This is a genomic window from Streptomyces sp. NPDC048370, assembly GCF_043200825.1.
Classification (GTDB): Bacteria; Actinomycetota; Actinomycetes; order Streptomycetales; family Streptomycetaceae; genus Streptomyces.
The window spans coordinates 645,269-668,249 of sequence record NZ_JBICYI010000002.1 but is presented as its reverse complement, the minus strand read 5'-3'; the positions used below and the strand labels follow the sequence as shown (position 1 = coordinate 668,249).

General features: G+C 72.3%; 19 protein-coding genes. 7 read left to right on the top strand and 12 right to left on the bottom strand.

Going from position 1 to position 22,981, the window contains the following annotated elements; all coding sequences use genetic code 11:
* The first annotated feature begins 25 nt into the window (after window positions 1–25).
* Complete coding sequence (locus ACGFYP_RS06670; protein WP_393487146.1) at window positions 26–370, top strand: hypothetical protein; 345 nt, start codon at window positions 26–28, stop codon at window positions 368–370.
* 32 nt (window positions 371–402) lie between these two features.
* Here ACGFYP_RS06670 and ACGFYP_RS06665 read toward each other — a convergent pair whose 3' ends face one another.
* The 3 genes from ACGFYP_RS06665 to ACGFYP_RS06655 form a co-directional block, all read right to left on the bottom strand.
* Entirely contained in the window at window positions 403–855 is a 453-nt protein-coding gene (locus tag ACGFYP_RS06665) for an SRPBCC family protein (protein WP_393487144.1), read from the bottom strand.
* A gap of 135 nt (window positions 856–990) precedes the next feature.
* Complete coding sequence (locus tag ACGFYP_RS06660) at window positions 991–1,689, bottom strand: HAD family hydrolase (protein WP_393487141.1); 699 nt, start codon at window positions 1,687–1,689, stop codon at window positions 991–993.
* Window positions 1,690–1,755: 66 nt separating this feature from the next.
* Window positions 1,756–2,238, bottom strand: coding sequence for an Lrp/AsnC family transcriptional regulator (locus ACGFYP_RS06655; protein WP_393487139.1), 483 nt, complete (start codon window positions 2,236–2,238; stop codon window positions 1,756–1,758).
* Window positions 2,239–2,548: 310 nt separating this feature from the next.
* Between ACGFYP_RS06655 and ACGFYP_RS06650 the strand changes: the two genes are divergently transcribed.
* Both ACGFYP_RS06650 and ACGFYP_RS06645 read left to right on the top strand, forming a co-directional pair.
* Window positions 2,549–4,051: an FUSC family protein gene (locus ACGFYP_RS06650; protein WP_393487137.1), complete on the top strand. Its 1,503-nt coding sequence runs from the start codon at window positions 2,549–2,551 to the stop codon at window positions 4,049–4,051.
* A 128-nt stretch (window positions 4,052–4,179) separates the two neighbouring features.
* Window positions 4,180–5,232 carry a lactonase family protein gene (locus ACGFYP_RS06645; RefSeq protein ID WP_393487134.1) on the top strand — a complete coding sequence of 351 codons (1,053 nt, stop codon included), beginning with the start codon at window positions 4,180–4,182 and terminating at the stop codon, window positions 5,230–5,232.
* Between the two features lie 123 nt (window positions 5,233–5,355).
* Here ACGFYP_RS06645 and ACGFYP_RS06640 read toward each other — a convergent pair whose 3' ends face one another.
* Window positions 5,356–6,279 (bottom strand): sirohydrochlorin chelatase, encoded by a 924-nt coding sequence (locus tag ACGFYP_RS06640; protein ID WP_393487131.1) that lies wholly within the window; start codon window positions 6,277–6,279, stop codon window positions 5,356–5,358.
* Window positions 6,280–6,366: 87 nt separating this feature from the next.
* Window positions 6,367–7,383 (bottom strand): N-acetylglucosamine kinase, encoded by a 1,017-nt coding sequence (locus ACGFYP_RS06635; protein WP_393487129.1) that lies wholly within the window; start codon window positions 7,381–7,383, stop codon window positions 6,367–6,369.
* Between the two features lie 129 nt (window positions 7,384–7,512).
* Between ACGFYP_RS06635 and ACGFYP_RS06630 the strand changes: the two genes are divergently transcribed.
* The 3 genes from ACGFYP_RS06630 (at window position 7,513) to ACGFYP_RS06620 (ending at window position 11,344) form a co-directional block, all read left to right on the top strand.
* A complete protein-coding gene (locus ACGFYP_RS06630) occupies window positions 7,513–8,190 on the top strand; it encodes a uracil-DNA glycosylase (protein ID WP_393487126.1) in 678 nt (225 codons plus the stop codon).
* A gap of 45 nt (window positions 8,191–8,235) precedes the next feature.
* Entirely contained in the window at window positions 8,236–8,604 is a 369-nt protein-coding gene (locus ACGFYP_RS06625) for a low affinity iron permease family protein (protein WP_393487124.1), read from the top strand.
* Window positions 8,605–8,911: 307 nt separating this feature from the next.
* Window positions 8,912–11,344 carry a polysaccharide lyase 8 family protein gene (locus ACGFYP_RS06620; protein ID WP_393487121.1) on the top strand — a complete coding sequence of 811 codons (2,433 nt, stop codon included), beginning with the start codon at window positions 8,912–8,914 and terminating at the stop codon, window positions 11,342–11,344.
* A gap of 39 nt (window positions 11,345–11,383) precedes the next feature.
* On the opposite strand, the gene ACGFYP_RS06615 is transcribed toward ACGFYP_RS06620, so the two are convergent.
* The 7 genes from ACGFYP_RS06615 to ACGFYP_RS06585 form a co-directional block, all read right to left on the bottom strand.
* Window positions 11,384–12,883, bottom strand: a complete 1,500-nt coding sequence (locus tag ACGFYP_RS06615; protein ID WP_393487119.1) for an HAD-IA family hydrolase — start codon at window positions 12,881–12,883, stop codon at window positions 11,384–11,386.
* Window positions 12,884–12,963: 80 nt separating this feature from the next.
* Window positions 12,964–15,849, bottom strand: coding sequence for a glycoside hydrolase family 2 TIM barrel-domain containing protein (locus ACGFYP_RS06610; protein WP_393487117.1), 2,886 nt, complete (start codon window positions 15,847–15,849; stop codon window positions 12,964–12,966).
* A 101-nt stretch (window positions 15,850–15,950) separates the two neighbouring features.
* A complete protein-coding gene (locus tag ACGFYP_RS06605; protein WP_393487521.1) occupies window positions 15,951–16,928 on the bottom strand; it encodes a hydroxyacid dehydrogenase in 978 nt (325 codons plus the stop codon).
* A gap of 86 nt (window positions 16,929–17,014) precedes the next feature.
* Window positions 17,015–17,950, bottom strand: a complete 936-nt coding sequence (locus ACGFYP_RS06600) for a carbohydrate ABC transporter permease (protein WP_393487114.1) — start codon at window positions 17,948–17,950, stop codon at window positions 17,015–17,017.
* Entirely contained in the window at window positions 17,947–18,768 is an 822-nt protein-coding gene (locus ACGFYP_RS06595; RefSeq protein WP_393487518.1) for a carbohydrate ABC transporter permease, read from the bottom strand. The genes ACGFYP_RS06600 and ACGFYP_RS06595 overlap by 4 nt, the downstream gene beginning before the upstream one ends.
* A 254-nt stretch (window positions 18,769–19,022) precedes the next feature.
* Window positions 19,023–20,330, bottom strand: a complete 1,308-nt coding sequence (locus ACGFYP_RS06590; RefSeq protein ID WP_393487112.1) for an ABC transporter substrate-binding protein — start codon at window positions 20,328–20,330, stop codon at window positions 19,023–19,025.
* A 125-nt stretch (window positions 20,331–20,455) separates the two neighbouring features.
* Entirely contained in the window at window positions 20,456–21,547 is a 1,092-nt protein-coding gene (locus ACGFYP_RS06585) for a substrate-binding domain-containing protein (RefSeq protein ID WP_393487110.1), read from the bottom strand.
* A gap of 264 nt (window positions 21,548–21,811) precedes the next feature.
* Here ACGFYP_RS06585 and ACGFYP_RS06580 point away from each other — a divergent pair, with 264 nt between their 5' ends.
* The gene (locus ACGFYP_RS06580; protein ID WP_393487107.1) at window positions 21,812–22,960 is read left to right on the top strand and encodes an ROK family transcriptional regulator; all 1,149 of its coding nucleotides are present in this window, start codon (window positions 21,812–21,814) and stop codon (window positions 22,958–22,960) included.
* Window positions 22,961–22,981: the final 21 nt, after the last annotated feature.

Below are 22,981 nucleotides of genomic sequence, written 5' to 3'. Positions count from 1 at the left end.
ACCGACGATCGATGGGACCTCGTCCATGCGCCTGCGCACCCTGGCGACCGCCACCGCCTGCGGCCTCGCCGTGCTCTTCGCCGCCGCCCCCTCCGCCTCCGCCGCGGAGGGGCACTTCTTCTACACCGTCAACGACCCGGCCGACGGCCCGGTCCTCTCCTACCTCGCCAACCCGCGGAGCGGTGAGTGCCTGGTCCTCCCCGAGGTCGCGGACCCGTCGACCGAACCCGCGCACTCCCCGCGGAACCACACCGACTCCACCGCCACGGTCTTCACCGGTGCCGACTGCTCGGGCGACCGCTTCACACTGCGGCCGAACGGGGGCCACGCCTCGGAGCGGCTGAAGCTCCGCTCCGTGATCTTCAGCTGAGTCGGCACCCTTCTCCCGCTGCGGCGGGACGGTCAACGCGCGGCGCCCGCCTCCAAGATGCCCTTGAGGGTCAGCTCGTCCTCCGGCATCTCCTTGCGCACGTGCGGGCGGACGACGAGCGGGACGAGCACCTTGCCGATGCCGTGACCCTCGAAGTCGACCGCCAGCGTCAGCCGTGAGTGCGTGCCGTCGTCGATCGGCTCGATCCTGCCCTGGATGTCCCCGCGTACGGGTCCGTCGATCCCGTGGACGTGCCAACTCCTCGGCGGATCGAGCTCGATGACCTGCATGGTCATGGTCATCTCCCGGCGCCCCATCCGCCGCGTCACGGAGACCTTCGAGCCGACGGCGATCGGCTCCTCGCTCAGACGGCGGACCCTGACGGCGCTCTCCTGCCACTCCGGCAGATGCGTGGGGTCGGTCACGTAGGAGAAGACCTCCTCCGGGGTGCGGGAGATGTCGATCGATTCCTTGATGGCAGACATGGCAGGCGCCCTCTTCGTGAGTCTCCGATGGCCATCGTCGGGCATATGTCGCTTCATACAAATGATCCCACGGGTGGCGGAACGTCGCCATCGAGTCGGCCCGGATCAGCGCGTCCGGGGCCCGTACCTCCCGGATCAGCGCGAGCGGGACGGGTCCAGTTCCAGCCAGTCCAGCGCCGCCCGTGCGGTGAACTCCGTCTGCCCGCCCGGGAAGAGCAGATCGGCCGCCCGGAACGCCGGATCGTCCGCCGTCGCCGCCACGTACGGCAGCGCCACGCACCGCATGCCCGCCGCCCGCGCCGCCAGGGCGCCCGGCGGGGCGTCCTCGAAGACCACGCACCGCGCCGGGTCCACGCCGAGCCGGCGCGCCGCCTCCAGGAAGACGTCCGGCTCCGGCTTGCCGCGGTCGACCTCCTCCGCCGAGACCAGCGTCGTCAGGAACGCGTCCAGGCCGGTACCCGTCAGGACCACCTCGATCGCGGCACGGGACGAACCGGAGGCCACCGCCATCGGCACACCCGTCGCGTACAGCCGCTCCACGAACGTCCGCATCTCCGGATAGACCGGGGTCGAGGCCCGCGCGAGCTCCAGATAGCTCCGGTTCGTGGCGTCGAGCAACTCCTCCACGGGCGCCTCGATCCCGTACCGGGGGCCGAGGATCTCCAGCGACTCCAGGGTTCCGATCCCGATGAAACCGGTGTGCCGCTCCCAGTCGAAGTCCGTGTCCCCGGCGAAGGCCGTGAGGGTCCGCCTGGTGGCCTCGTAGTAGTTCGGCTCGCTGTCCACCAGCGTTCCGTCGAGATCGAAGACGACCGCGGTGTGGTGAGTGCTCATGCGGTCAAGCATCTCAACCCGCGCGGACCCTCCCCAGGTCCGAAAGTCCCTGGTCCCGGCCGCCGGTCAGCCCCTCCGGGCCGACGCCCGGCCCACCGACTCCACCAGCGGCAGCAGCCGGTGCGGCACCCGCTCGCGCAGCGCCATCTCCGTACGGGTCCTGACCACGCCCGGCAGCTGGATCAGCCGCTGGATCACGTCCTCCAGGTGCCCGTTGTCCCGGGCCACCACCCGCGTCAGCAGGTCCCCGCCGCCGGTGATCGAGAACGCCTCGACGATCTCCGGCACGGCGGCGAGCGCGTCCCCGACCTCGTCCAGATGCCCCTGGGTCACCTCGATGTGGACGAACGCGAGCACCGGATGGCCGAGCGCGGCGGGGGAGAGGACCGGACCGGTCGCCGTGATCACCCCGTCCCGCTCCAAACGGTCGATCCGCGCCTGCACCGTGCCCCGGGCCACCCCGAGGATCCGGGCGTACTCGCGCACGCTCGTGCGCCGCTGCTCGATCAGGAGCCGCAGGATCCGCGTGTCGAGCTCGTCCACCGCCATGGTCCGTTGGCTCCTTTCTGGCCGCCCCCGTAGCAATCCCACTGTACCAATGGTCCATCCCTCGCCGCCTCGGTTGAGCCAGTGGGCGTCGGGGTGTTTCCCTGGGGGAACAGTAAGAAGACATGGCGCCGCGCAGGCGCCGGACCGGCGACGATGCCGGAACCGGACCGCGGCGCCTTTCCCATGTCCTGGGGCCGCCACAAGCAGGCCGGGGCACGAGATGACGCGAAGAGGGTGTGTGTACGGCAGCGGGGGCGGAACAACCGTCGTGAAGAAGGGCCGGGCGACCGGTCGTCGGCTGGTGAGGCTCATGTTCGTGGCGCCCGATCCGGGCCGTGTCCGGCTGCGCGTCTCCTCGCGCGCCGTCCTCGCCATCGCGCTCGCGGTCGCCGCGGCCGAACTCTGCGGACTCTCCCTCACGGCCTCGATCACGGGCGGACTCGCCGCCCTGCTCGCGCTCTTCACCGTCGGCGACCCCACCGTGCGCCGCCAGGCCGTGACGACCGCCCTGCTCCCCGCCGTCGGCTTCCCCGTCCTCGCCCTCGCGACCGCACTGCACGGCGCGCCGCTGCTGCGCGACGCGTCCTGGCTGCTCGTGATCTTTGCGGGTGTGTACGCGCGGCGCTGGGGCCCGCGCGGGCACGCGCTGGGCATCTTCGCGTTCATGATGTTCTTCGTCACCCAGTTCCTGCACGCGCTTCCCGCGCAGCTGCCGGAGCTGTACGCGGCGGTGGGCCTGGCCCTCCTCGCCGCAGGCGCCGTCCGCTTCGTGGCCTGGTGCATCGAGCGGCGCGTCCCGCCGCCCGCCGCGCCCACCCCGCTGCCGGGCCGGGGCCTCCACCGGCCCACCACCCGGCAGGCGTTCCAGGCGACCGCCGCGTGCGCGGTCGCGCTCGCCGCCGGCCAGTTCATCTCGCACGAGCGCTGGTACTGGGCGGTCGGCACCGCCTGGTGGATCTTCGTCAACACCGCCTCCCGTGGCGAGACCCTGGTCCGCGGCTTCCGCCGGGTCGTCGGCACCGTCACCGGCATCGCCGCCGGCTTCCTGATCGCGATCCCGCTGGCCGGCGCGCCCGCGCCGACGGCCGCCCTGGTCGCCGTCTGCGTCTTCGGGATCTTCTACACGGCCGCGCTCTCGTACAGCTGGATGATGTTCTTCGTGACCGTCATGGCGGGACTGCTCTACGGTCTCCTCGGCGTCCTCCACCCGGGCCTGCTGGTCCTCCGCTTCGAGGAGACGGCGGTCGGCGCGCTCGGCGCGGCCGTCGGCGTCGCGTTGCTGCCGGTGACCACGCACGCCGCCACAAACGCCTGGATCGAGCGGGCCGTGACCTGCGTGCACGCCTGCAGCACGGCCGCGGCGCGACGGCTCGCCGGCGACCCGGAGGCCGACCCGGCTCCGCACGCCGCCCAGCTGGAGGTGCTGCTCGGCCGCGTGCGGCTCTCCCTGGCGCCCCTGGTCCACCCGCTGAGCCCGCTGCGGGCCCGTAAGGCCCGCGCCCGCAAGGTCCTCGCGCTGCTCGACGACTGCGCCCGCGAGATCCGGGGGCTCGCGGCGGTCGCCGCCGACCCGGACGCCTCGCACGACGCCCGGCTCGCCGCCGCCTCCTGGCGCGTCGAGGCGGCCGTCCACGCCCTGGTCCCGCCGGCCCACCCCGCGCGCCGGACCGCCGTCGAGGCGTCTGTCGCCACGCCCCACCACCCGGGCGCCGAAGCCGCGCTCGGCCACCTCCACGGCCTTGAGCGCGCCCTGACCGCCCTGGCCACCCCGCTCCGCTCGGCCCCGAGCGCCCCGCTGGTCCCCGCCGCCTGAGCCGCCGCCCCGGCCGTCGCTCGCGGGCTCCCCGCGTCCGATGATCCAAGTTGGTCTAGACCGCCTGCTAACGTCGGCCACGACTACGGGGCGGTCGGCCGAGCGCTCCGGTGGAGAGGGGAGACGCCATGGGCGGCACAGACGCGCGGGAAGCGGTACGGGTACGGGCCTTCGTCGGGTCGTTCACCTCGGCGGGGGGCCGGGGCATCCTCAGCGCCGACGTGGACCCGGAGACCGGCGCCCTGACCGTCACCGGCGCGACGGACGCACTCCCCGACCCGTCGTACCTCGCCGTCGCCGGCCCGGTCCTCTACGCGGTCTCCGAGGCCGAGGAGGGCGCCGCGGCCGCCTTCGACGTCTCCGGAGCCGTACCCCGGCCCCTCGGCGCGCCCGCGTCCGTACGCGGCGCGGCACCCACCCACCTCGCCGTCACCGAGGGCCACGTCCTCACCGCCAACTACACCTCCGGCAGCGTCAGCGCCCTGCCGATCGCGGTGGACGGTTCCCTGGGCGCCGCCACGGACGTCGTGCGGCACGAGGGTTCGGGGCCCGTCGTCGACCGCCAGGGCGGCCCGCACGCCCACCAGGTCCTGGCCGCCCCCGGCGGGCGTTGGGCGGTCGCTGTGGACCTCGGCTCCGACTCCGTACGGATCTACGCCCTCGACCCCGCCTCCGGCGCCCTGCGGCCGCACGGCGAGACCGCGCTCAAGCCGGGCGCGGGCCCGCGCCACCTGGCCTTCCACCCGGCCGGCACCCACGCCTACGTCCTGAACGAGCTGGAGCCCACCCTCACGGTCTGCCGCTGGGACGGGGAGACGGGCACCCTGGAGCCGCTCGGGGAGGCCGCCGTCGTCCCCGCCGGCACCACCGGCCCGAGCTACCCCTCCGAGGTCGTCGTCGCCCCCGACGGCCGCTTCCTCTGGGCTGCCGTACGCGGCGACGACACCCTCGCCGTCCTCGCCCTGGACGCGAGCGGCGAGCGGGCCGAGTTCCGCGCCGCCGTGCCCTGCGGCGGGCGCTGGCCGCGCGACCTGGCCCTCGACCCCTCAGGACTGCGGCTCTACGCGGCCAACGAGCGCTCCGGCGACGTGACCTGGTTCGACGTCGACCAGGAGACCGGCGTCCCGCACCGCGCGGGCTCGGTCGACGCCCCGGCGGCCTCCTGCGTGGTCTTCGGCTGACCCCGCCGTACGCCTGAGGGCCCGCGTGACCCCGCCGTACGCCTGAGGGCCCGCGTGACCCCCGTACGGCTGAGGGCCCGCGCCGGACGCATCCGGTGCGGGCCCTCAGCCATGTCCTGCCACTCAGTGAGTGGGGGCTCCCTGCGGCTGCTGCGGGGCGATGCCCAGCGCGGCCGTGTACTGCGAGAGCACCAGCTTGCCGATCGCCGGGTACGCGCCCAGCGGCTCGGCGGCGGCGCAGCCCGCCTCCTTGGCGGCCGTGTCGAGCAGGCCGTCGGCCAGCTCGGGGCCGATCAGGTACGGGGCGAGCGCCAGCTGCTCCGAGCCGGAGCCGCGCAGCTGCTCGGCGATCGCGGTGATCGAACCCTCCTGGTCCAGCGCGGCGGCCATGACCGGGACGGCCAGTCGCGCGGCCAGCAACATGCCGGTGATCCCGGCGGCCTGGACGGCCTCCTCGCCGCCGACCGTGGCGAGCACGATGCCGTCGGCGGCCGTGGCGACCGTGAAGAGCCGCGCGCGGTCGGCACGGGCCAGACCGGCCTCCGACAGGCGCACGTGCAGCGCCTCGGCGAGCAGCGGGTGCGGACCGAGGACGTCCGTCAGCTCGGCAACGTTGCCGCTGTCCATCACGGCCTGGCGGATCCGGCGCATCAGGGCGCTGTCCGGGCCCGCGAGCAGCGGCACCACGACCGCGGCCGGGCCCGCGGGGGCGCTGACCTCGCGGCCGGCGGCCACGGCCAGCTCGTACCGCTCGGTGCGCAGGGTCTCGGCGCGCGCCAGGACGCCTCCGAGGGTGGGGTACTCGGCGTCGTCACCGTCCAGGTAGCCGATCGCGGCCTCCAGGCCGGGCAGCTCGGACCGGGCGATGCTCACGACCTCTTCGGCCAGCGAGCGTATGGCGGGCGACGGCGTGCCGGGGACGGCGAGCACCAGGGTGGGAGCGCCCTCGGGCGCCGCCGCGGGTTCGGGGCGACGGTGCCGTCCGGGCTGGCGGGGTCGCGGCATTCGTACAGGCAGGCCGGAAGCAGGCCCAGTGGGGGAGCTCATGCGGCCGCATGCTACTGGTTTTGCCCGCCGCGCAGTGCGGTGAGGTGCGGCTGAGCGTTATCTGTCCCCCTTTGTCCGAACCGCGAATTACATGGTCACATGCAACAACTTCGGCTCCACGGGCAGCCGTAGCGCATCCGTGGCCAGGGCCGCGGCCAGTGCGAGCGCGCCGTCGAGCGGATCCCCGGCCGCCGACGTCGGCCGGGCGTGCGGCAGTTGCCCGGCCAGCTCGGCACGGAGCGGTTCGAGGAGAGGGTCGCCGAGCTTGAACAGCCCGCCGGTCAGCGCCACTTCGTACGCACCCGGGGCCGGGCACACGGCGGCCGCCGCCTCGGCCACGTGCCCGGCCGCCCGCCGCAGGACGTCCACCGCCACCGGGTCGCCCTCGGCGGCGCAGCCGGCCACGTCGGGCGCGAACGAGGCGAGCACGGCGGGCCGGTCGGTCCGGGGGTACAGCGCGGCCGGCAGTCCGGCGGCCGGACCGAAACGGGCCTCGGCGCGGGCGAGCAGGGCGGGCGAACCGCCCCGCCGGCCGTCGTGGGCGCGCATCGCCGCCTCGAGCCCCGCCCGGCCGATCCACGCGCCGCTGCCGCAGTCGCCCAGGAGATGGCCCCAGCCGTCGGCACGGCGCCAGGTCGTCAGGTCCGTACCGAGGGCGATGAGGCCCGTGCCGCCCGCCACGACCGCCCCGGGCCGCTGCCCGAGCGCCCCGGCGTAGGCGGTGACGGCGTCGGCCGCGAGCGCGAGGGACCGTACGCCGAGGGCCTCCCGCAGCGCGCCGGGCAGAACGGCCCGCAGCTCCTCGCCGAGCGTCGCCATGCCGGCGGCGCCGACGGCCGCGGCGACGACGGGCCCCGCCCCCACGCGTCCGCGCAGCGACTCGACGGCGGGCAGCAGCTGGCCGAGCAGATGGGCGGCCTCGATCCCGCCGGGACCCGTCCGCACCGGTTCACGGGACGTGACGGTCTCCACGGCCCGCGCGTCCGAGGCGCGCGCCAGGGCGATCCGGAGCCCGGAACCACCGGAGTCGACCCCGACGACCCAGCCGTCGGCCCGACCCCCGCCGCCGGCCTCCCTCTCGGACGAACGCCTATGTGACCTCATGGACCGGCTCCGGGACGAAGGAGGAATGACGGCGGCAGGCTATCCCGGGTCGACGCGTTCGGGGAGCGTGAGGTGCGCGGTCGTCGCCGCGTTCAGAGGTGTCGGTGTGCGCCACTAGAGTGACGTGCTGTGGCAGCTCAATCATTGAACGAACTTGTGGAGCCCGGCTGGGCGGACGCGCTGGGGCCGGTGGCAGGGCAGATCGCCGCCATGGGCGACTTCCTGCGCGCGGAGATCGCGGCCGGCCGCACATACCTCCCGGCAGGCCCCCATATCCTGCGCGCCTTCCAGCAGCCCTTCGACGAGGTGCGCGTGCTCATCGTCGGACAGGATCCCTACCCGACACCGGGAATGGCGATCGGGCACAGCTTCGCCGTCTCGCCCGACGTGCGCTCGCTGCCGGGCAGCCTGGAGAACATCTACCGGGAGCTGCACACCGACCTGGGCCTGCCGCGCCCGTCCAACGGCGACCTGACGCCGTGGACCCGCCAGGGCGTCCTGCTGCTCAACAGGGCGCTGACGACAGCGCCTCGCAAGCCCGCGGCCCACCGCGGAAAGGGCTGGGAGGCGGTCACGGAGCAGGCCATCAAGGCGCTCGCCGCGCGCGGGAAGCCGCTGGTCTCGATCCTGTGGGGCCGTGACGCCCGCAATCTGAGGCCCCTGCTGAGCGACCTGCCGGCGATCGAGTCCGCACACCCCTCGCCGATGTCGGCGGACCGCGGCTTCTTCGGCTCGCGCCCCTTCAGCCGTACCAATGAACACCTGGAGCGGATGGGCGCGCAGCCGGTGGACTGGCGGCTGCCGTAGCCCCGCGGAGGTGCGGTCCAGATCCTCCTGCGGTAGTCACGGAGTATGACCCTGCAGCACCCTTCCGAACGAGGAAGCGACGGGCGAGGCCGGTTCGAACGCCTCGCGGAGCGAGCGTCGAACCTGACGAGCTCCCCTGTGTTCTTCTCGTTCTGTCTGCTGCTCGTCGGAGTCTTCATCGGGATCCACGCGGCGGGTCTGCCACTGAGCTGGCAGCTCGTCGTCGGGGACACCATGGTCTCGGTGACCCTGCTGCTGCTGGCCCTCCTCAAGAATGCCGAGCGGCGGGCGGAGCGTGCCATCCAGCGCAAACTCGACGCGATCGCGCTGGCGCTGCTCGAGGATCGCCGACGGACCACCGGTAAGGCCTTCGACTCACTGGAGGAGGCCATCGGCATGGAGGAAGAATCCTGAGATCCGCCGTGACGCGGTCTCTCCCGTAGCCGGAACCTCCTCGCCCTCTTGAGGGCCCAAGAAACGATCGAAACGCTCAACTTCGGCATTGGTATGGATCGTTTGAGCGTGTGCGTGCTAAAAACCAGCCAACCAGGACTCGCTTCCTCCGCTTCCCGGAGCCACTCCTGGCCTCGGTCGCAGAAACCGGCGCAGCCCCGCCACGTACACATGCGCCACGTACACCCGCGCCCCGCGCACCCCCGCCACGCACGCACACGCCCCCGGCACTCGCCGCAGTGCCCTCCTCACCCAGCAGGAGCCCGCAATGACGCGATCCTGGTCCCGCCGCACCTTCCTCCACGCCACCGGAGGTACGGCACTCGCCCTCGGTCTCACCGGCAGCCCGCTGCTGACCGGTCAGGCCGTCGCCGCGGACGAGTTCAGCACACTGCGCGCCACGTGGCGCACGCTGATACTCGGTGAGGGCTTCAGCCCCACCGCCGAACCGTTCAAGACCATGCTGGCCCAACTCGGCACCCGCGCCGCCGAGTTCCGGGCGACCATGGCCCCGGCCGCCGGGTCCCTGTGGCCCGACGCGGTGTGGACCGACCCGGAGCCCGACACCGACCAGGAGTCGTACGGCTACTCGGCGAAGATGAACGAGAGCTACGCACGGCTGTCCACCATGGCCCAGGCCTACCGTCAGCCGGGCACCGGTCTGACCGGCAACGCCTCCCTCGCGGCCGACATCGTCACCGGCCTCGACCACATGTACTCCCGGATCTACCACGAGAACCAGACGCGCTACGGCAACTGGTACAACTGGCAGATCGGCGCACCGCAGGCGCTGCTCGACGTCTGCGTGCTGATGTACGACCAGTTGTCGGCCACGCAGATCGCCCACTACTGCGCCGCGGTCGACCACTTCGTCCCCGACTCCTCCGTCGCCGCCTACAGCGGGACCAGTACCGGCGCCAACCGCGTCGACCTGTGCCGGGTGCTGATCCTGCGCGGCATCGTCGGCAACAGTTCCGCCAAGGTCGCTCTCGGCCGGAACGCGCTCTCGCCCGTCTTCCCGTACGTCACCTCCGGCGACGGCCTCTACGCCGACGGGTCCTTCATCCAGCACACCTCCGTCCCCTACGCCGGCACGTACGGTTCGGTCATGCTCGGCGGCCTCGGCATGCTCTTCGCGCTGCTCGCCGGCTCCACCTGGGCGGTCACCGACCCGAACCGGCAGATCGTCTTCGACGCGGTCGAGAACGCCTGGGCCCCGTTCCTCTACAACGGGCTCGTCATGGACAACGTCTCCGGGCGCGGGATGAGCCGCGGCATCGCCCTCAACGACCCCAGGCAGATCCAGTCCGACGACCATCTGCGCGGCCACAGCATCCTCTCCTCCGTCGTGCTGCTCGGGCAGGGCGCGAGCGCAGCCGAGAACGCGCGCTGGCGGGGCCTGGTCAAGGGGTGGATCCAACGCGACTACTACAGCCCGGTGTTGAGCGACCCCGGGCTCAGCCTGGTGGGTCTCACACGGCTGAAGTCCGTGGCGGAGGACACCTCGGTCTCCGCGATCGCCGAACCCACCGGGCACCGGCTCTTCCCGGCCATGGCGCGGGCCACCCACCGCCGCCCCGGCTGGGCCGCCTCGATCAGCATGGCGAGCAAGCGCATCACGTACTACGAGACCGGCAACGGCGAGAACCTGCGCGGCTGGCACACGGGCTCCGGAATGCTCTACTGGTGGGGCGACACCTACGCCAACGGGCAGTACAGCGACGCCTTCTGGCCCACCGTCGACCCGTACCGACTGCCCGGCACCACCAATTCACGCATCGTGCTCGCGGACGGTGCGGGCGGCGACTGGGGCGGCCCCAAGCCCGACGTCAACTGGGTGGGCGGCGCCACCGACGGCACCCGCGCCGCCGTCGGCCAGTACCTCAAGGGCCTCCAGAGCACCCTGGTGGCGAAGAAGTCCTGGTTCTGTCTGGACGACTCCCTCGTCTGTCTGGGCGCGGGCATCAGAAGCACCGACGGCGCCGCGGTCGAGTCCGTCGTCGAGAACCGCAACCTGGGGCCCGGCGGAACCCACGCCCTCACCGTCAACGGCACCGTGAAGCCCGTGGGTCACCCCTGGTCCGAGACGCTGACCGGGGCCACCTGGGCGCACATCGGCGGCATGGGCGGGTACGTCTTCCCCGGCGGCGCGACGATCAAGGCGCTGCGCGAGGAACGCACCGGCCGGTGGAGCGACATCAACCGGGGCATGGCCACCACCCCGATCACCCGCCGGTACCTGACCCTGTGGGCCGACCACGGCACCAACCCGACCAACGGCACGTACTCCTCCATCCTGATGCCCGGCGCGAGCACCACGCAGACCGCGGCGCGCGCCGCCGACACCGGCTGGATGCAGATCCTCGCCAACACCGACAACCAGCAGGGCGTGCGCGTGCCCTCGCTGGGATTCACCGGCGTCAACTTCTGGTTCGGCGGCGCCGTCGGGGCGCTCACCGCGAGCGCGCCCTGCTCCGTCATGATCTCCGAGAAGACCGACGGCACCGCCGTGATCTGCGTCAGCGACCCGATGCGCATGCAGACGGGTCTCACCCTCACCTGGAACCGGGCCGTCGCCTCCGTGACCTCCAAGCCCTCCACGGTCACCGCGACGGCCACCGGCTCCTCGCTGAGCCTGACGTTCGGCGACCTCACCGGCACCATGGGGGCCACGCAGAGGATCACCGTCCGGCTCGGCTGACCGGAAGGGACATCCCCCGGTCCGGCACGACAGCGCCCCTCACTCCCGTCCGCGGGGCGCCCGGCCGGCCTCCAGGAGCTCCCTCAGCTCCTGGAGGCCGGTCAGGACCCGTCGGCCGGGGCGGGCCTCGACCGGTACGAGCGAGGGCACGGCGGCGACCCGGCAGCCGGCGGCCTCCGCCGCGGCGATGCCCGCCGGGCTGTCCTCCACCGCCAGACAGCCCGCCGGATCGACGCCCAGCGCACGAGCCGCGGCCAGATACGGCTCGGGATGGGGCTTCGTCCGGTCCGTGTCGTCCGCGGTCACCGTCACCTGGAACGACTCGGCGCCGAGCAGTTTGAGCACCGACTCGACGACGGGCCGGGGCGAGGCGGTGACGAGGGCGGTCGGGATGCCCATGTCCCCCAAGGCGCCCAGGAGTTCCCGGGCTCCGGGGAGCACGACGGTCTCCCCCTCGACCGCCGCGAGGAAGCCTGCGTCCAGCTCGGCGACCAGGGCGTCGAGCGGGCGCCCGGTGCCCGAGACCCGCCACAGATGGGCCGCGGTGTCCGCCGCGCAGCGGCCCACGACCTCGGCGGTGTCCGCGTCGGAGAGCCGGTGCCCGATCCCTTCCGCCACCTCCTGCGCGGTGCGCCACCACAGGGCCTCGGTGTCGACGAGCGTGCCGTCCATGTCAAGCAGGACGGCCTGCGGTTCCGCGGCGAACGGGTGCCCGTCCAGGGTCCAGTGCGAGTCCGCGGGGCAGTCGAGGGAGGCGAACACCTGGGCGGCGACGTCCTGGTGGCGCAGCCCGCCCACCCGCGCACCCGCCGGGACGTCGGGTCCTGCGCACGCGATCCAGGCGGTGCGCTCCAGCTCCGAACGGCCGCCGTGACCACCCTCGTCACGGTGGCCGTGATCCGTGACGACGACGAACGTCCAGGCTTCCTCCGCGTACGAGGCACGGCCGCGGACCGCGGCGAAAAGGCGGCCGAGCCGCTCGTCGGCGCGGACGACCGCCCGCTCGTACTCCTCGCCGCAGCCCAGGATGTGGGCCGTCTCGTCGACCGCGCCCAGATAGACGAAGGACGCCTCGGGGTCGTACACGTCGAGCACCCGCACGGCGTCGGCGGTGACCAGCTCGTCGGCCTCCTCCCAGCCCTCGCAGTCGTCTGCGGCCGGGGCGACGTAACTCGCCCGGCCGGGGCCGCGGAAGAGCGGACCGCCGTTCGCCACCGTCATCAGCGGTTCCCAGGCGGCCGCCACATACGTGCGCCGGCCGGCGTCCCGCAGCCGGGTCGTGAAGTCCGGGAAGACGGCGAGCCGGTTGCCGCTGAAGTCGTTGCTCCAGACGGCGTGCTTGTCCACCGTCACTCCGGTCACGACGGTCGCCCAGCACGGCCCCGACATGGTCGGTGTGCCGGGCTCGACCACGACCGGCGCGAGGAACCCGGCCGCCGCGAGGGCGTCCAGGTGGGGGGTGTCGAGCCGCCTCAGCGTGTCGAGGCGCACCCCGTCGATGCCGACGACGAGAACGCGACGGCGAGCGGCAACGGGCATGGTTTTCCTCCGGATCGGACGGTGCGGGGTGGTCGTGCGGCCCGCCCCGACGGTGTGCGGGCTGTGCTGCCGAGGGCCTTTCAGAGAGCGCGGAGGACCAGGCCGAGCACGGCAGGCCCCGCGCCCAGCGCGTGCTGCGGCAGCGGGCCCGGACCGCAGGACGCGGTCCCGATGCCGTGGTGCGCCACGTCGAGGTTGACGTGCACCCGGTCGCCCGGCACCAGGTCGGTGGTGTGCCGTGCGGCATCCAGGTCCGCGCTCGTCCAGCGGCGGACCGTGAGGTCGTACGAGGGAAGGCCGCCGATCAGCAGTCCGCCGCGGGCGCCGGTCAGCAGGGCCCGGCGGACCGACCGTCGGTTGCCGTTCTCCTGCGGGCGCACGTACGGAGTCTGCAGCGCGTCCACCGTCTGCCGGTAGCTGCCGAGCCGCGCCGCCGCGGTCGTGTCCCGGTACGCCTCACCGGGCCCGAGGCCGTACCAGTCGACGGTGTCGATCCAGCCGGGCAGCGAGAAGGCCAGGCCGATCCTGGGCAGCGGACACGGCCACTCGCCCTCGGGGGCGATGTCGACGTCCAGCCACAACGACCGGCCGTCCGACCGCCAGTGGTAGGCGGCCCGCACGGCGTGGTCGGCCCCGGCGGGCGCCGTCCGCGTACATACCGTCAGCCCCTCGCCCGTCGCCGCGACGTCGAGCACCTTGGTGGTGAGCCGGTGCAGACCGGCGGCGCGCCAGCGGTCGGCGACCCGGTCACCGAGCAGGTCGTTGTCGGTCGGAGCCCGCCACAGGTCGAGCCGGAACGCCCCGACGTCCAGCCCCCCGACGGCGAGCAGCCGCCCGTTGTGGGCGTCGAAGGCGGCAGGTCCGAGGGTGAGCCGGCCTCCGTGGCCCGCTGCCGCCGGAAGGGAGCGGCCAGGCCCCGGGGCCGGTACGGCGGGGGCGAGGACGGTCTGGCCCCAGGCGATCTCGTGGCCCTCCGGAGCCCAGGGCTCGGGGGCGGCGAGCTCGGCGACGACCGTCAGGGAACGCTCGGCGTCCTTCCGCGGCGGAAGCTCCGGCAGAGGGAGGCTCGCACGCTCGCCGGGCGCGAGGACCGGGACGGCGAGCACGCCGTCCCCGACGCGTTCGCCGTCGTCCTCGGCCCACCAGCGGAAGCGCAGGTGAGCGGTGTCGCGGAAGTCGTGGCCGTTGCGGACCTCGACGCCCTCTCCGTCCGCGCCGAAGCCGATCGTGACCGGCTCGATCACCTTCTTGTACTCGAGGAGTCCGGGGGAGGGCGTGCGGTCGGGGAGGACGAGGCCGTCGGCGACGAAGTTGCCGTCGTGCACGGGTTCGCCGAAATCGCCGCCGTAGGCGTGGAACACCCGCCCGTCCGCGGTGCGCCGCGCGATGCCGTGATCGATCCACTCCCAGACGAAGCCGCCCTGGAGCCGCGGGAACGTCTCGAAGAGGCGCTGGTACTCGCTCAGTCCGCCCGGCCCGTTGCCCATGGCGTGCGCGTACTCGCAGAGGATGAACGGCAGCCCGCGCCGGTGCGCGTCGAGCGACGGGTCCTCCGTCGGCGGTTCCTCGCCCCGGCCGATCAGTTCGGTCTCGGCGTGGTCGGCGTACATCCGGCTGTAGACGTCGACGTATCCGCTGTCCCGGTTGCCCTCGTAGTGGAGTGGGCGCGAGGGGTCGCGGGTGCGGGCCCACTCCGCCATCGCCGCGAGGTTCTCGCCGGTGCCGCTCTCGTTGCCGAGCGACCACATGAGGATGCTCGGATGGTTCTTGTCGCGCTCGACGACCCGCCGCATCCGGTCGAGCATGGCCTCCCGCCACCGCTCGTCGTCGCTCGGGTTGCCGCGCCAGCCGACCTGCTCGAAGCCGTGGGTCTCCAGGTCGCACTCGTCGACCACCCACAATCCGTACGCGTCGCAGAGGTCGAGGAAGTCGCTGCTCGGCGGATAGTGGCTGGTGCGCACCGCGTTGATGTTGTGCCGCTTCATGAGCAGCACGTCCCGCAGCATCGTCTCGTACGAGAGCGTCCTGCCGGTCTCCGGATCCCACTCGTGCCGGTTGACACCGCGCAGCAGCAGGGCGCGGCCGTTGGCCTTCAGCAGGCCGTCCTCGACGACGACCCGGCGGAAACCGATACGCACCGGGATCCGCTCGCCGGCCGCGGTCAGTTCGCCCTCGTAGAGGCGCGGCCGCTCGGCGTTCCACGGCTCCACGTCCGCGAAGGTGTGCGGGCCCGCGGGGTCGGCGTCGACGAGGCCGAGTTCCGGCACCGAGAGCCGCGCCGGGCCCGAGGTGTCGACGGACAGGGTGCCGGTGCCGGTGAGGTGGTCGTGGTCGGCGTGGACGAAGAAGTCCTCGACGGAGCCCTCGGGCCGGGACAGCAGCCGTACGGGACGGAAGATCCCGGACAGCCACCACATGTCCTGGTCCTCCAGGTAGCTGCCGGCCGACCACTGGTGGACGCGTACGGCGACGACGTTGCGGCCCGGCCGCAGCGCCTCCGTCGCGTCGAACTCGGTGGGGACGCGGCTGCCCTTGCCGTCGCCGAGCCGGACGCCGTTGAGCCAGACCGCGAAGCAGGAGTCGACGCCGTCGAAGCGCAGCACGCTCCGTCCCGCGGGCCACCCGTCGGGGAGCGTGAAGTCCCTGCGGTACTCGCCCGTCGGGTTCTCGTCGGGCACCCGCGGAGGGTCGAGGGGGAAGGGGTAGGTGACGTTGGTGTACGCGGGGGAGCCGACGCCCTGGAGCTGCCAGCAGGACGGCACCGGCAGCCGGTTCCAGGCGGTGTCGTCGAACGCGGGGTCCTCGAACCCGGCGGTGAGGTCGCCGAGACCGGTGGCGGCCCGGAAGCGCCACGTGCCGTCCAGGCCGATCGCCGGGGCGTCCGAGCGGAAGGCGGCCCGCGGCGCCAGCCGGCCGCTGCCGGGGGAGCGGTCCTCGACGTAACGGGTTCCGTGCGGCTGGTCCATGGCGTGTCCTGTGGGGTCGGGGCCGGGCGGCGGACGGCGGCCGCCCGGCCGGGACGGTGGTCGTCAGGCCGGGACGGTCTGCGGTCCTGGGACGGTCTTCGTCAGGCCGAGCGGGCGAGCTCGTCGGGGCCCACGCCATGGGCGAGGGGCCGGCCCTCGGCGTAGCGCTCCACCTCGTCGGTGGCCCAATGGGCCATCCGTACGAGCTCGTTGCCGAGCGAACCGGCGATGTGCGGGGTGAGCAGGACGTTGGGCAGCGTGTACAGCGGCGAACCGGGGGGCAGCACCTCGGGCTCCGTGACGTCGAGCACGGCATGGATCCGGCCGGCCAGCAGCTCCTCGGTGAGCGCGTCGGTGTCGACGAGGGAGCCGCGTGCCGTGTTGATGAGCGTGGCCCCGTCCCGCAGCAGCCCCAGCCGCCGCCGGTCGAACATGTGCTGTGTCTCCGGGAGTTGCGGAGCGTGGATGGAGACCACGCTGCTGCGCCGCACGAGTTCGTCGAGGTCGACGCGGCGCGCGCCGAGCGTCTCGGCCTCGGCCGCCTCCACGTACGGGTCGTACAGCAGGACCTCGAAGTCGAACGGGCGCAGGAGCTGCAGGACGCGGCGGCCGATCCGTGACGCGCCGACGACGCCCACGGTACGGCGGTGGTTGCCGTGGCCGGCGAAGTACGGCAGCAGGGGCACCTGGTCGCGTGCCTCCCGGTAGACCCGGGCGCTGTCGAGGATCCGCTTGCCGGTGAAGAGGATCGCGGCGAGGGTGAACTCGGCGACCGGCAGCGCGTTGGCCCCCGCCGCGGTGGAGACGGCGATGCCGCGCTCCCAGACGGCCTCGGTGACGTGGTGTTTGACGGACCCGGCCGCGTGGATGACGGCCCGCAGCCGGGGCATCGCGCGCACCGCGTCCGCGGTGAGCAGCGGGGCGCCCCAGTGGGTGAAGAGCACCTCGGTGTCGGCGAGCGCCGCGGGGTCCGCGTCGCTGAAGTCGCTGACGAACCGGGCGGTGTCCACGGCCGCGACGTCCGCAAGCCGGTCGAGGGCGCCTTCGGCGAGAAGCTGGGCGTGGATGGGGGCACCCATGGCCAGCAGGGTGCGCGGGCGATGCGCGGAGGCCGCCGGGGTGGTGTGGCCGTCGTTCAGGACGGAGCCTTCCGGTTCGGGCACGGTCACTTCACCGCGCCCGCGGTGAGGCCCGAGCGCCAGAAGCGCTGCAGGCAGACGAAGGCGATGATGAGCGGGACGACGGCCACGAGCGAACCGGTGATCACGAGGGAGTAGAACTCGGGCTGCAGCTGGGTGGTGCTGTTCCACATGTACAGGCCGAGGTTGACCGGGTAGAGCTCGTCGTCGTTGAGCATGACCAGCGCACCGAAGAAGTTGTTCCAGCTTCCGGTGAAGGAGAAGAGGAAGATGGTCATGAAGCCGGGCGAGAGCATCGGCAGCGCGATCCGTGTGAACGTGCTCAGTTCGCCGGCGCCGTCCACGCGGGCGGCCTCCAACACCTCGTTCGGCACGTACCCCTCGGAGAAGACCCGGGCGAGGTAGACGCCGAACGGGTTGACCAGCGCGGGCAGCAGCAGCGCCCAGTACGTGTTGACCAGGCCGACCTTGGAGGCAAGGAGGTACATCGGCAGCTGGATCACCGTGGCGGGGACGAGCAGGCCGCCGAGGACGACCCCGAACAGCTTCTCCTTCCCGCGGAACTCGTACTTGTCGAAGGCGTAGCCGGTGGCGACGCACAGCAGGGTCGAGGCGGCCGAACCGACCACGGAGTAGATGACGCTGTTGCCGAGCCAGCGCAGGTAGATGCCGTCGTTGAAGGTGAAGACCGCGGCGAGGTTGGAGAAGAGGTTGAAGTCGGCGAAGGCGAAGCCGTCGCTGGAGAAGAGATCGCCGTGGTCCTTGGTGGCGGCGAACAGCAGCCAGCTGACCGGCATCAGCATGTAGAAGGAGGCGAGGAGGAGCACCCCGTTGACGACGCCCTTGGAGAGCAGGCTGCCCGGGCGCGTGCGGCGGGGGTCGCGGCGCCTGACCGATGCGGAGGCCGCGCCGGCGCGTGCTTCGGCGGCCGCGGGTTCCTGGGTGACCGTGTGCGTACTCATGCCGCCTTCCACCGGTTTCCGATCTTGGTGACGATGTACGAGAGCACGACGCCGAGCGCGGCGAGCAGGAGGGACGCGGCGGCTGCGAGGCCGTAGTCGTGCTGGACGAAGGCCGTCTTCCAGATGTACATCGTGGGTGACCACTCCGTGTCGACGGCGGCTGTGCCGCGCTGGTTGAGCAGCTTCGGCTCGGTGAACAGCTGGATGGCGCCGACACAGGTGAACAGGACGGCCATCACGACCGCGGAGGCGATCATGGGCACCTTGATCTGCAGCGCGGTGCGGATCGGCCCGGCCCCGTCCATGTCCGCGGCCTCGATGAGTTCGCGGGGGACGGCCTGCAGGGCGGCGTAGAAGATGATCATGTTGTACCCCATCCACTGCCAGGCGGTGAGGTTCACGATGGACGAGTACACGTGGTCGGAGCTGAAGAAGTCCCACGAGCCGCCGGCCGCCCCGATCCAGTCGAGCACCGGGCTGAGCCCCGGGGTGTAGAGGTAGATCCACAGGATCGAGGCGATGAGCCCGGGGATGGCGTGCGGCAGGAAGAGCGCGAGCTGGAAGAAGCGCCGGGCGCGCGCCACGGCCGAGTCGACCAGCAGCGCGAGGGCGAGCGCCCCGCCGATCATGACCGGGATGTACAGCGTGCAGTACAGGGCGATGTGCAGGAACGACTCGCGGAAGCCCGCGTCCGAGAGCGCCCTGAAGTAGTTCTCGACGCCGGTGAACGCCCGCTCGGTGCCGCCGAAGCCGAGCCCGGACGACTGCTCCGTGAACAGGCTCATCCACACCGCGTAGACGATGGGCGCAGCCGTCATGGCGGCGAAGAGCACGAAGAACGGGACGATGAACAGGGCGGCTGTGGCGCGCTGGTTGCGCCTGAGCTGTGATCTGCCGTTGCGGGTGCGGCCGGTGCGCGGGCCGGCGGCGCGGGTGCCGCCGGCCGCGGGCGGCGGCGCGGCCTTCGCGAGTGGTGCTGCCACGGGTGCTCCTTGGCGTGTGGGCGCTGCGGGTCCGGGAGGTGGGGCGGCGGGGCCCGGCCGGGGTCAGGGACCGGCCGGGCCCCACCGGGTCACTCGGCGAGCTTCAGCCCGCGCTCCTGGATGCCCGACCTGGCCTTCGCCTGACCGGCGGTGACACCGCCGGTGAAGCCGGTCTTGGCGGTCTCGTCCTGGATGGCCGTGTAGACGTCCATCTGGTTCGGGCCCCAGGTCCAGCCGGGGACGATCGTGTCGACCTGCTCGGAGGCCAGCTTGTAGAGGTCCTGGCCGTTGTAGTACGCGGTGTCGAACTTCGCGGCGGCCACCTCACGCATCTCCGGGTTGGCCGGCAGGGCGCTGCTGGGCTTCTTCGGGTCGCTGAGCCGGGCCTTGACCGCGTCGCCGTTGGTGGTGATCCACTTGATGAACTCGGCCGCGGCCTCGACGTTCTTGCTGCCCTTCAGCACGCCGTAGGACGTGCCGCCGTAGTTGCCGCTGGCCGGGTTGCCCCAGTGCGGCATGGGCGCGGCGGCCCACTTGCCCTTCTGGTCCGGGAGGTTGGTCTTCATACCGGCCGCGGTCCAGGAGGCGCCGAGGACGGAGAGGGTCTTGCCCTCGACCCGGGCCTTGGTCTCCTCGGGGCTGTAGCCGGTGTAGCTCTGCACGAGGTCGTTCTTGACCAGGTCGTCCCAGTAGGCGGCGACCTTCTTGGACGCGGCGTCGTCGACGCCGGGCTTCCACGCGTCGCCCTCGGTGCCGAACCACTTGCCGCCGGCCTGCCAGGAGAGCGCCGCGAGAAGGGCCGGGTCGGACTTGGTCATGTTGGCCAGGCGGACGTTCTTGTCGGCCTTCTTGACCTTCTCGGCGGCGGCCCTGAACTCGTCCCAGGTCTTGGGGACCTCGATGCCGTACTTCTTGAACAGGTCCGTGCGGTAGTAGTAGACCTGCGGCGCGGCGTCGAAGGGAACGGTCCAGGTCTTGCCGCCGAAGGTCACCAGGTCCTGGATGGCCTGGGGGAACTTCTCCTTGACGGTGGCGCCGGCGTGTTCCGTGAGGTCGACGAGGTGTCCCTGGCTCGCGAACTCGGGGACCATCTGGTACTCGATCGTGGCCACGTCGGGCGCGTTGCCCGCCTTCACCCCGTTGGCCAGCTTGCTGTAGCCGTCGGTGCCACCGGTGATCTCGGTGAACTCGACCTGGATGTCCTTGTGCGTCCGGTTGAACTCCTCGACCGTGGCCTTGGCTCCACCCGTCCAGGTCCAGTAGGTGAGGGTGACCGGCTTGCCGTCGGAGGCGGCGTCGGCCGAGCCGTCGCCGCCACCGCACGCGGTGGCGAACAGGCCGAGGGCGGCGAGGGTGGCGGTGGCGGCTATGCGGAACGAACGTGAACTGCGCGACATGGCACGGCTCCTACGGAAACCTCGATGGGAGAGAGGCGAACGTGGGACATCTTTTTCGCCAACTCGATCACCGTCAAGAGCAAACGCACAAGACAATCAAAACGATCGCACTACGATCGATAGGCTCATCGGGCGTCCGGCGGCGCCTGGAGGCCCCCGCAGGAGGCACGTACCCTCAACTTCGGCAGCAGGTCGAGGTGTTGGCGCGGCTCCGGTTCCCTGCCCGTGTGCCGTTCGGCCAGCCGCTGGAGCAGCAGCTTCGCCGCGAGCTCACCGACCGCCTGCTTCGGCGGGGCGATCGCCGTCAGGGGTACGTCGGCCAGGGCGGCCACCTCGTCCTCGTACGCGATCAGTGCGAGGTCCTCCGGAACGCTGATGCCGCGCGCCTGCAGCCGGGGCACCAGTACGATCGCGTCCTCGTCGCTGTGCACCAGGGCCGCCGTGACCCCGTGCCGCTCCACGGCCTCGACGAGGTACTCCGCGACCTCGTCGTACTCCTCGCCGGGCGTACGGACCGACGGCGAGCCCGGGACCGTCTCCAGGCCCAGCGACTGCACCGCGTTCAGGTACCCGGCCGTGATGCCCGCCGTGTGCGGGCCGTGCTGGAGGACGGCGGCGACGGAGCGGTGGCCGAGGGACGCGAAATGACTCACCGCCAGCGCGGCGCCGTGCGCACGGTCCGTGCGCACCCGGTCGAGCAGGGCCGCCGGGTTGACGGCCGACGCCGTACGCTCCACCAGGACCGTCGGCGCCTCGCAGGCCATCAGCCACTCCTCCTGGCCGTCGGCGGGCGACCCGCCGAACCAGCTGGGCGCCACCAGCAGCCCCTCGGCGCCGCTGTTCAGCAGATGGCCGGCCTGGACGGGGTCCTCGCTGTCGACGTACCCGGACACGCCGAGCACCAGCCGGCCCCCCTGCGCCTCGACCGCCTTGCGGGCCCCGTTGACGACGTCTCCGAAGATGTACCGGGTCGTCGGAACGATCATTCCGATCACCCGACCGCCGACGTCCGGCTCCTCCGCGCGTACCTCGCCCGGCCAGACCACCGCGCCGTGCATGCGCTGCACCTTGCCCTGGTCGGCGAGCGCGTCGACGTCCCGCCGCAAGGTCACGGGAGAGACGCCGAGTTCGGCCGCGAGCTCGGTGACCCGGATGCTGCCGCGCGCCCGGACGAGTTCGAGTACCCGATCGTGGCGGTGGTCGACATGGTGTCGCATGGCTCCCCCTGGAGTGCTACGGAGGCGTCACCGTACGCCTTTGGTCGCTAGCGTATCGATCGATTGCGATCGAATCGATCAAAACGAGGAGTCCCCCTGCGCAACGCTGTCGAGGAGGTGGGCGAAAGGTCTTAAGTGAAAGTTTCTTTGATAACTTCAGGAGTCGCCGCCTGATGCTCTGACAGGCATCCATTGACTCCCTCGCAGTGGTTATGCAAGTCTCTTTCTCTATGAGCTTGAGGTGAGTCGATGAAGGACGTGGGCGTGACCAGTGGCATGCGAGGGAAGGACCTCGCTGGTCTGCGGAAGATCAACGCAGCCGCGGTGCTCCGCGCCTTGCACGCCCGCAGTCCTCAGACGCTCAGCCAGCTGACCGCGGTCACAGGACTGTCCCGGCCCACGGTCGAGGGCCTGGTGGAGAAGCTGTCCGCCCTCGGTTGGGTCGCCGAGGCCGAGGAGAGCCCCTCGGGAAGGGCCGGCGGGAGGCCCGCCCGCTCCTTCCGGTTCCGGGGCGAGGCGGGCGTGGTCGTCGGCGTGGACATCGGCCTGCACAAGATCGTGCTGCAGCTCTCCGACCTCGCGGGCCGGACGCTCGCCCGTGCCCGGGAGGACACCGATCCGGGGATGACGGGGTTGGCGCGTCTGGAGTTCCTGCGCGCACGGCTCGCGAGCTTCCTGTCCGCGCACTCCGTGACCGCCGACCGGCTGCTTGCGATCGCCGTCGCCGTGCCCGGCATGGTCGACGCGACGGGACGGGTCACGTCCCAGGTGATCCCGGAGTGGAACGACGTCGACCTCGCCCGCCGGCTCGCGGAGACCTTCCCCTGCAGGATCCTCGTGGAGAACGACGCCAACCTGGCCGTGGTCGCCGAACGCTGGCGAGGCTCCGCCGCGTTGGTGGACGACATCGTCTGCGTCCTCGCCGGCCACCGGATCGCCGCCGGGCTGCTGCTGTCGGGCCGCCTGCACCGAGGACGACGGGGAGGGGCGGGCGAGATGGGCACGCTGCCCCACCTCGGTCTGGGGCCCGCTCGGAAGTCCCTGCGCTGGAGCGGTGAGCGCCGGCCCGGCGAATCGGACATCGAGGCGCTCGCCCGCGCGGCGGCGGACAAGGATCCGCAGGCCCTCGCTGCCGTCGACGACTTCGCACGGCGGCTGGCTCCCGGCATCGCGGCGCTGATCCTGGCGGTCGACCCGGACCTCGTGGTCCTCGCCGGCGGGATCAGCCCGCTGGCCGACGCCATGATCCCCTCGCTGACCGATCAGCTCGGCCACATCACCCAGCACGTGCCGCGCGTGACCGGCAGCACGCTCGGCGACGAGGTGGTGGCCTGCGGCGCCGTACGCATCGCCCTGGACGCCGTGAACGGCGAGCTCCTGGACGATCCGGGATCCCTGCCGCCCATGCCCTGACGTACGACCTGCGCCTTCGCC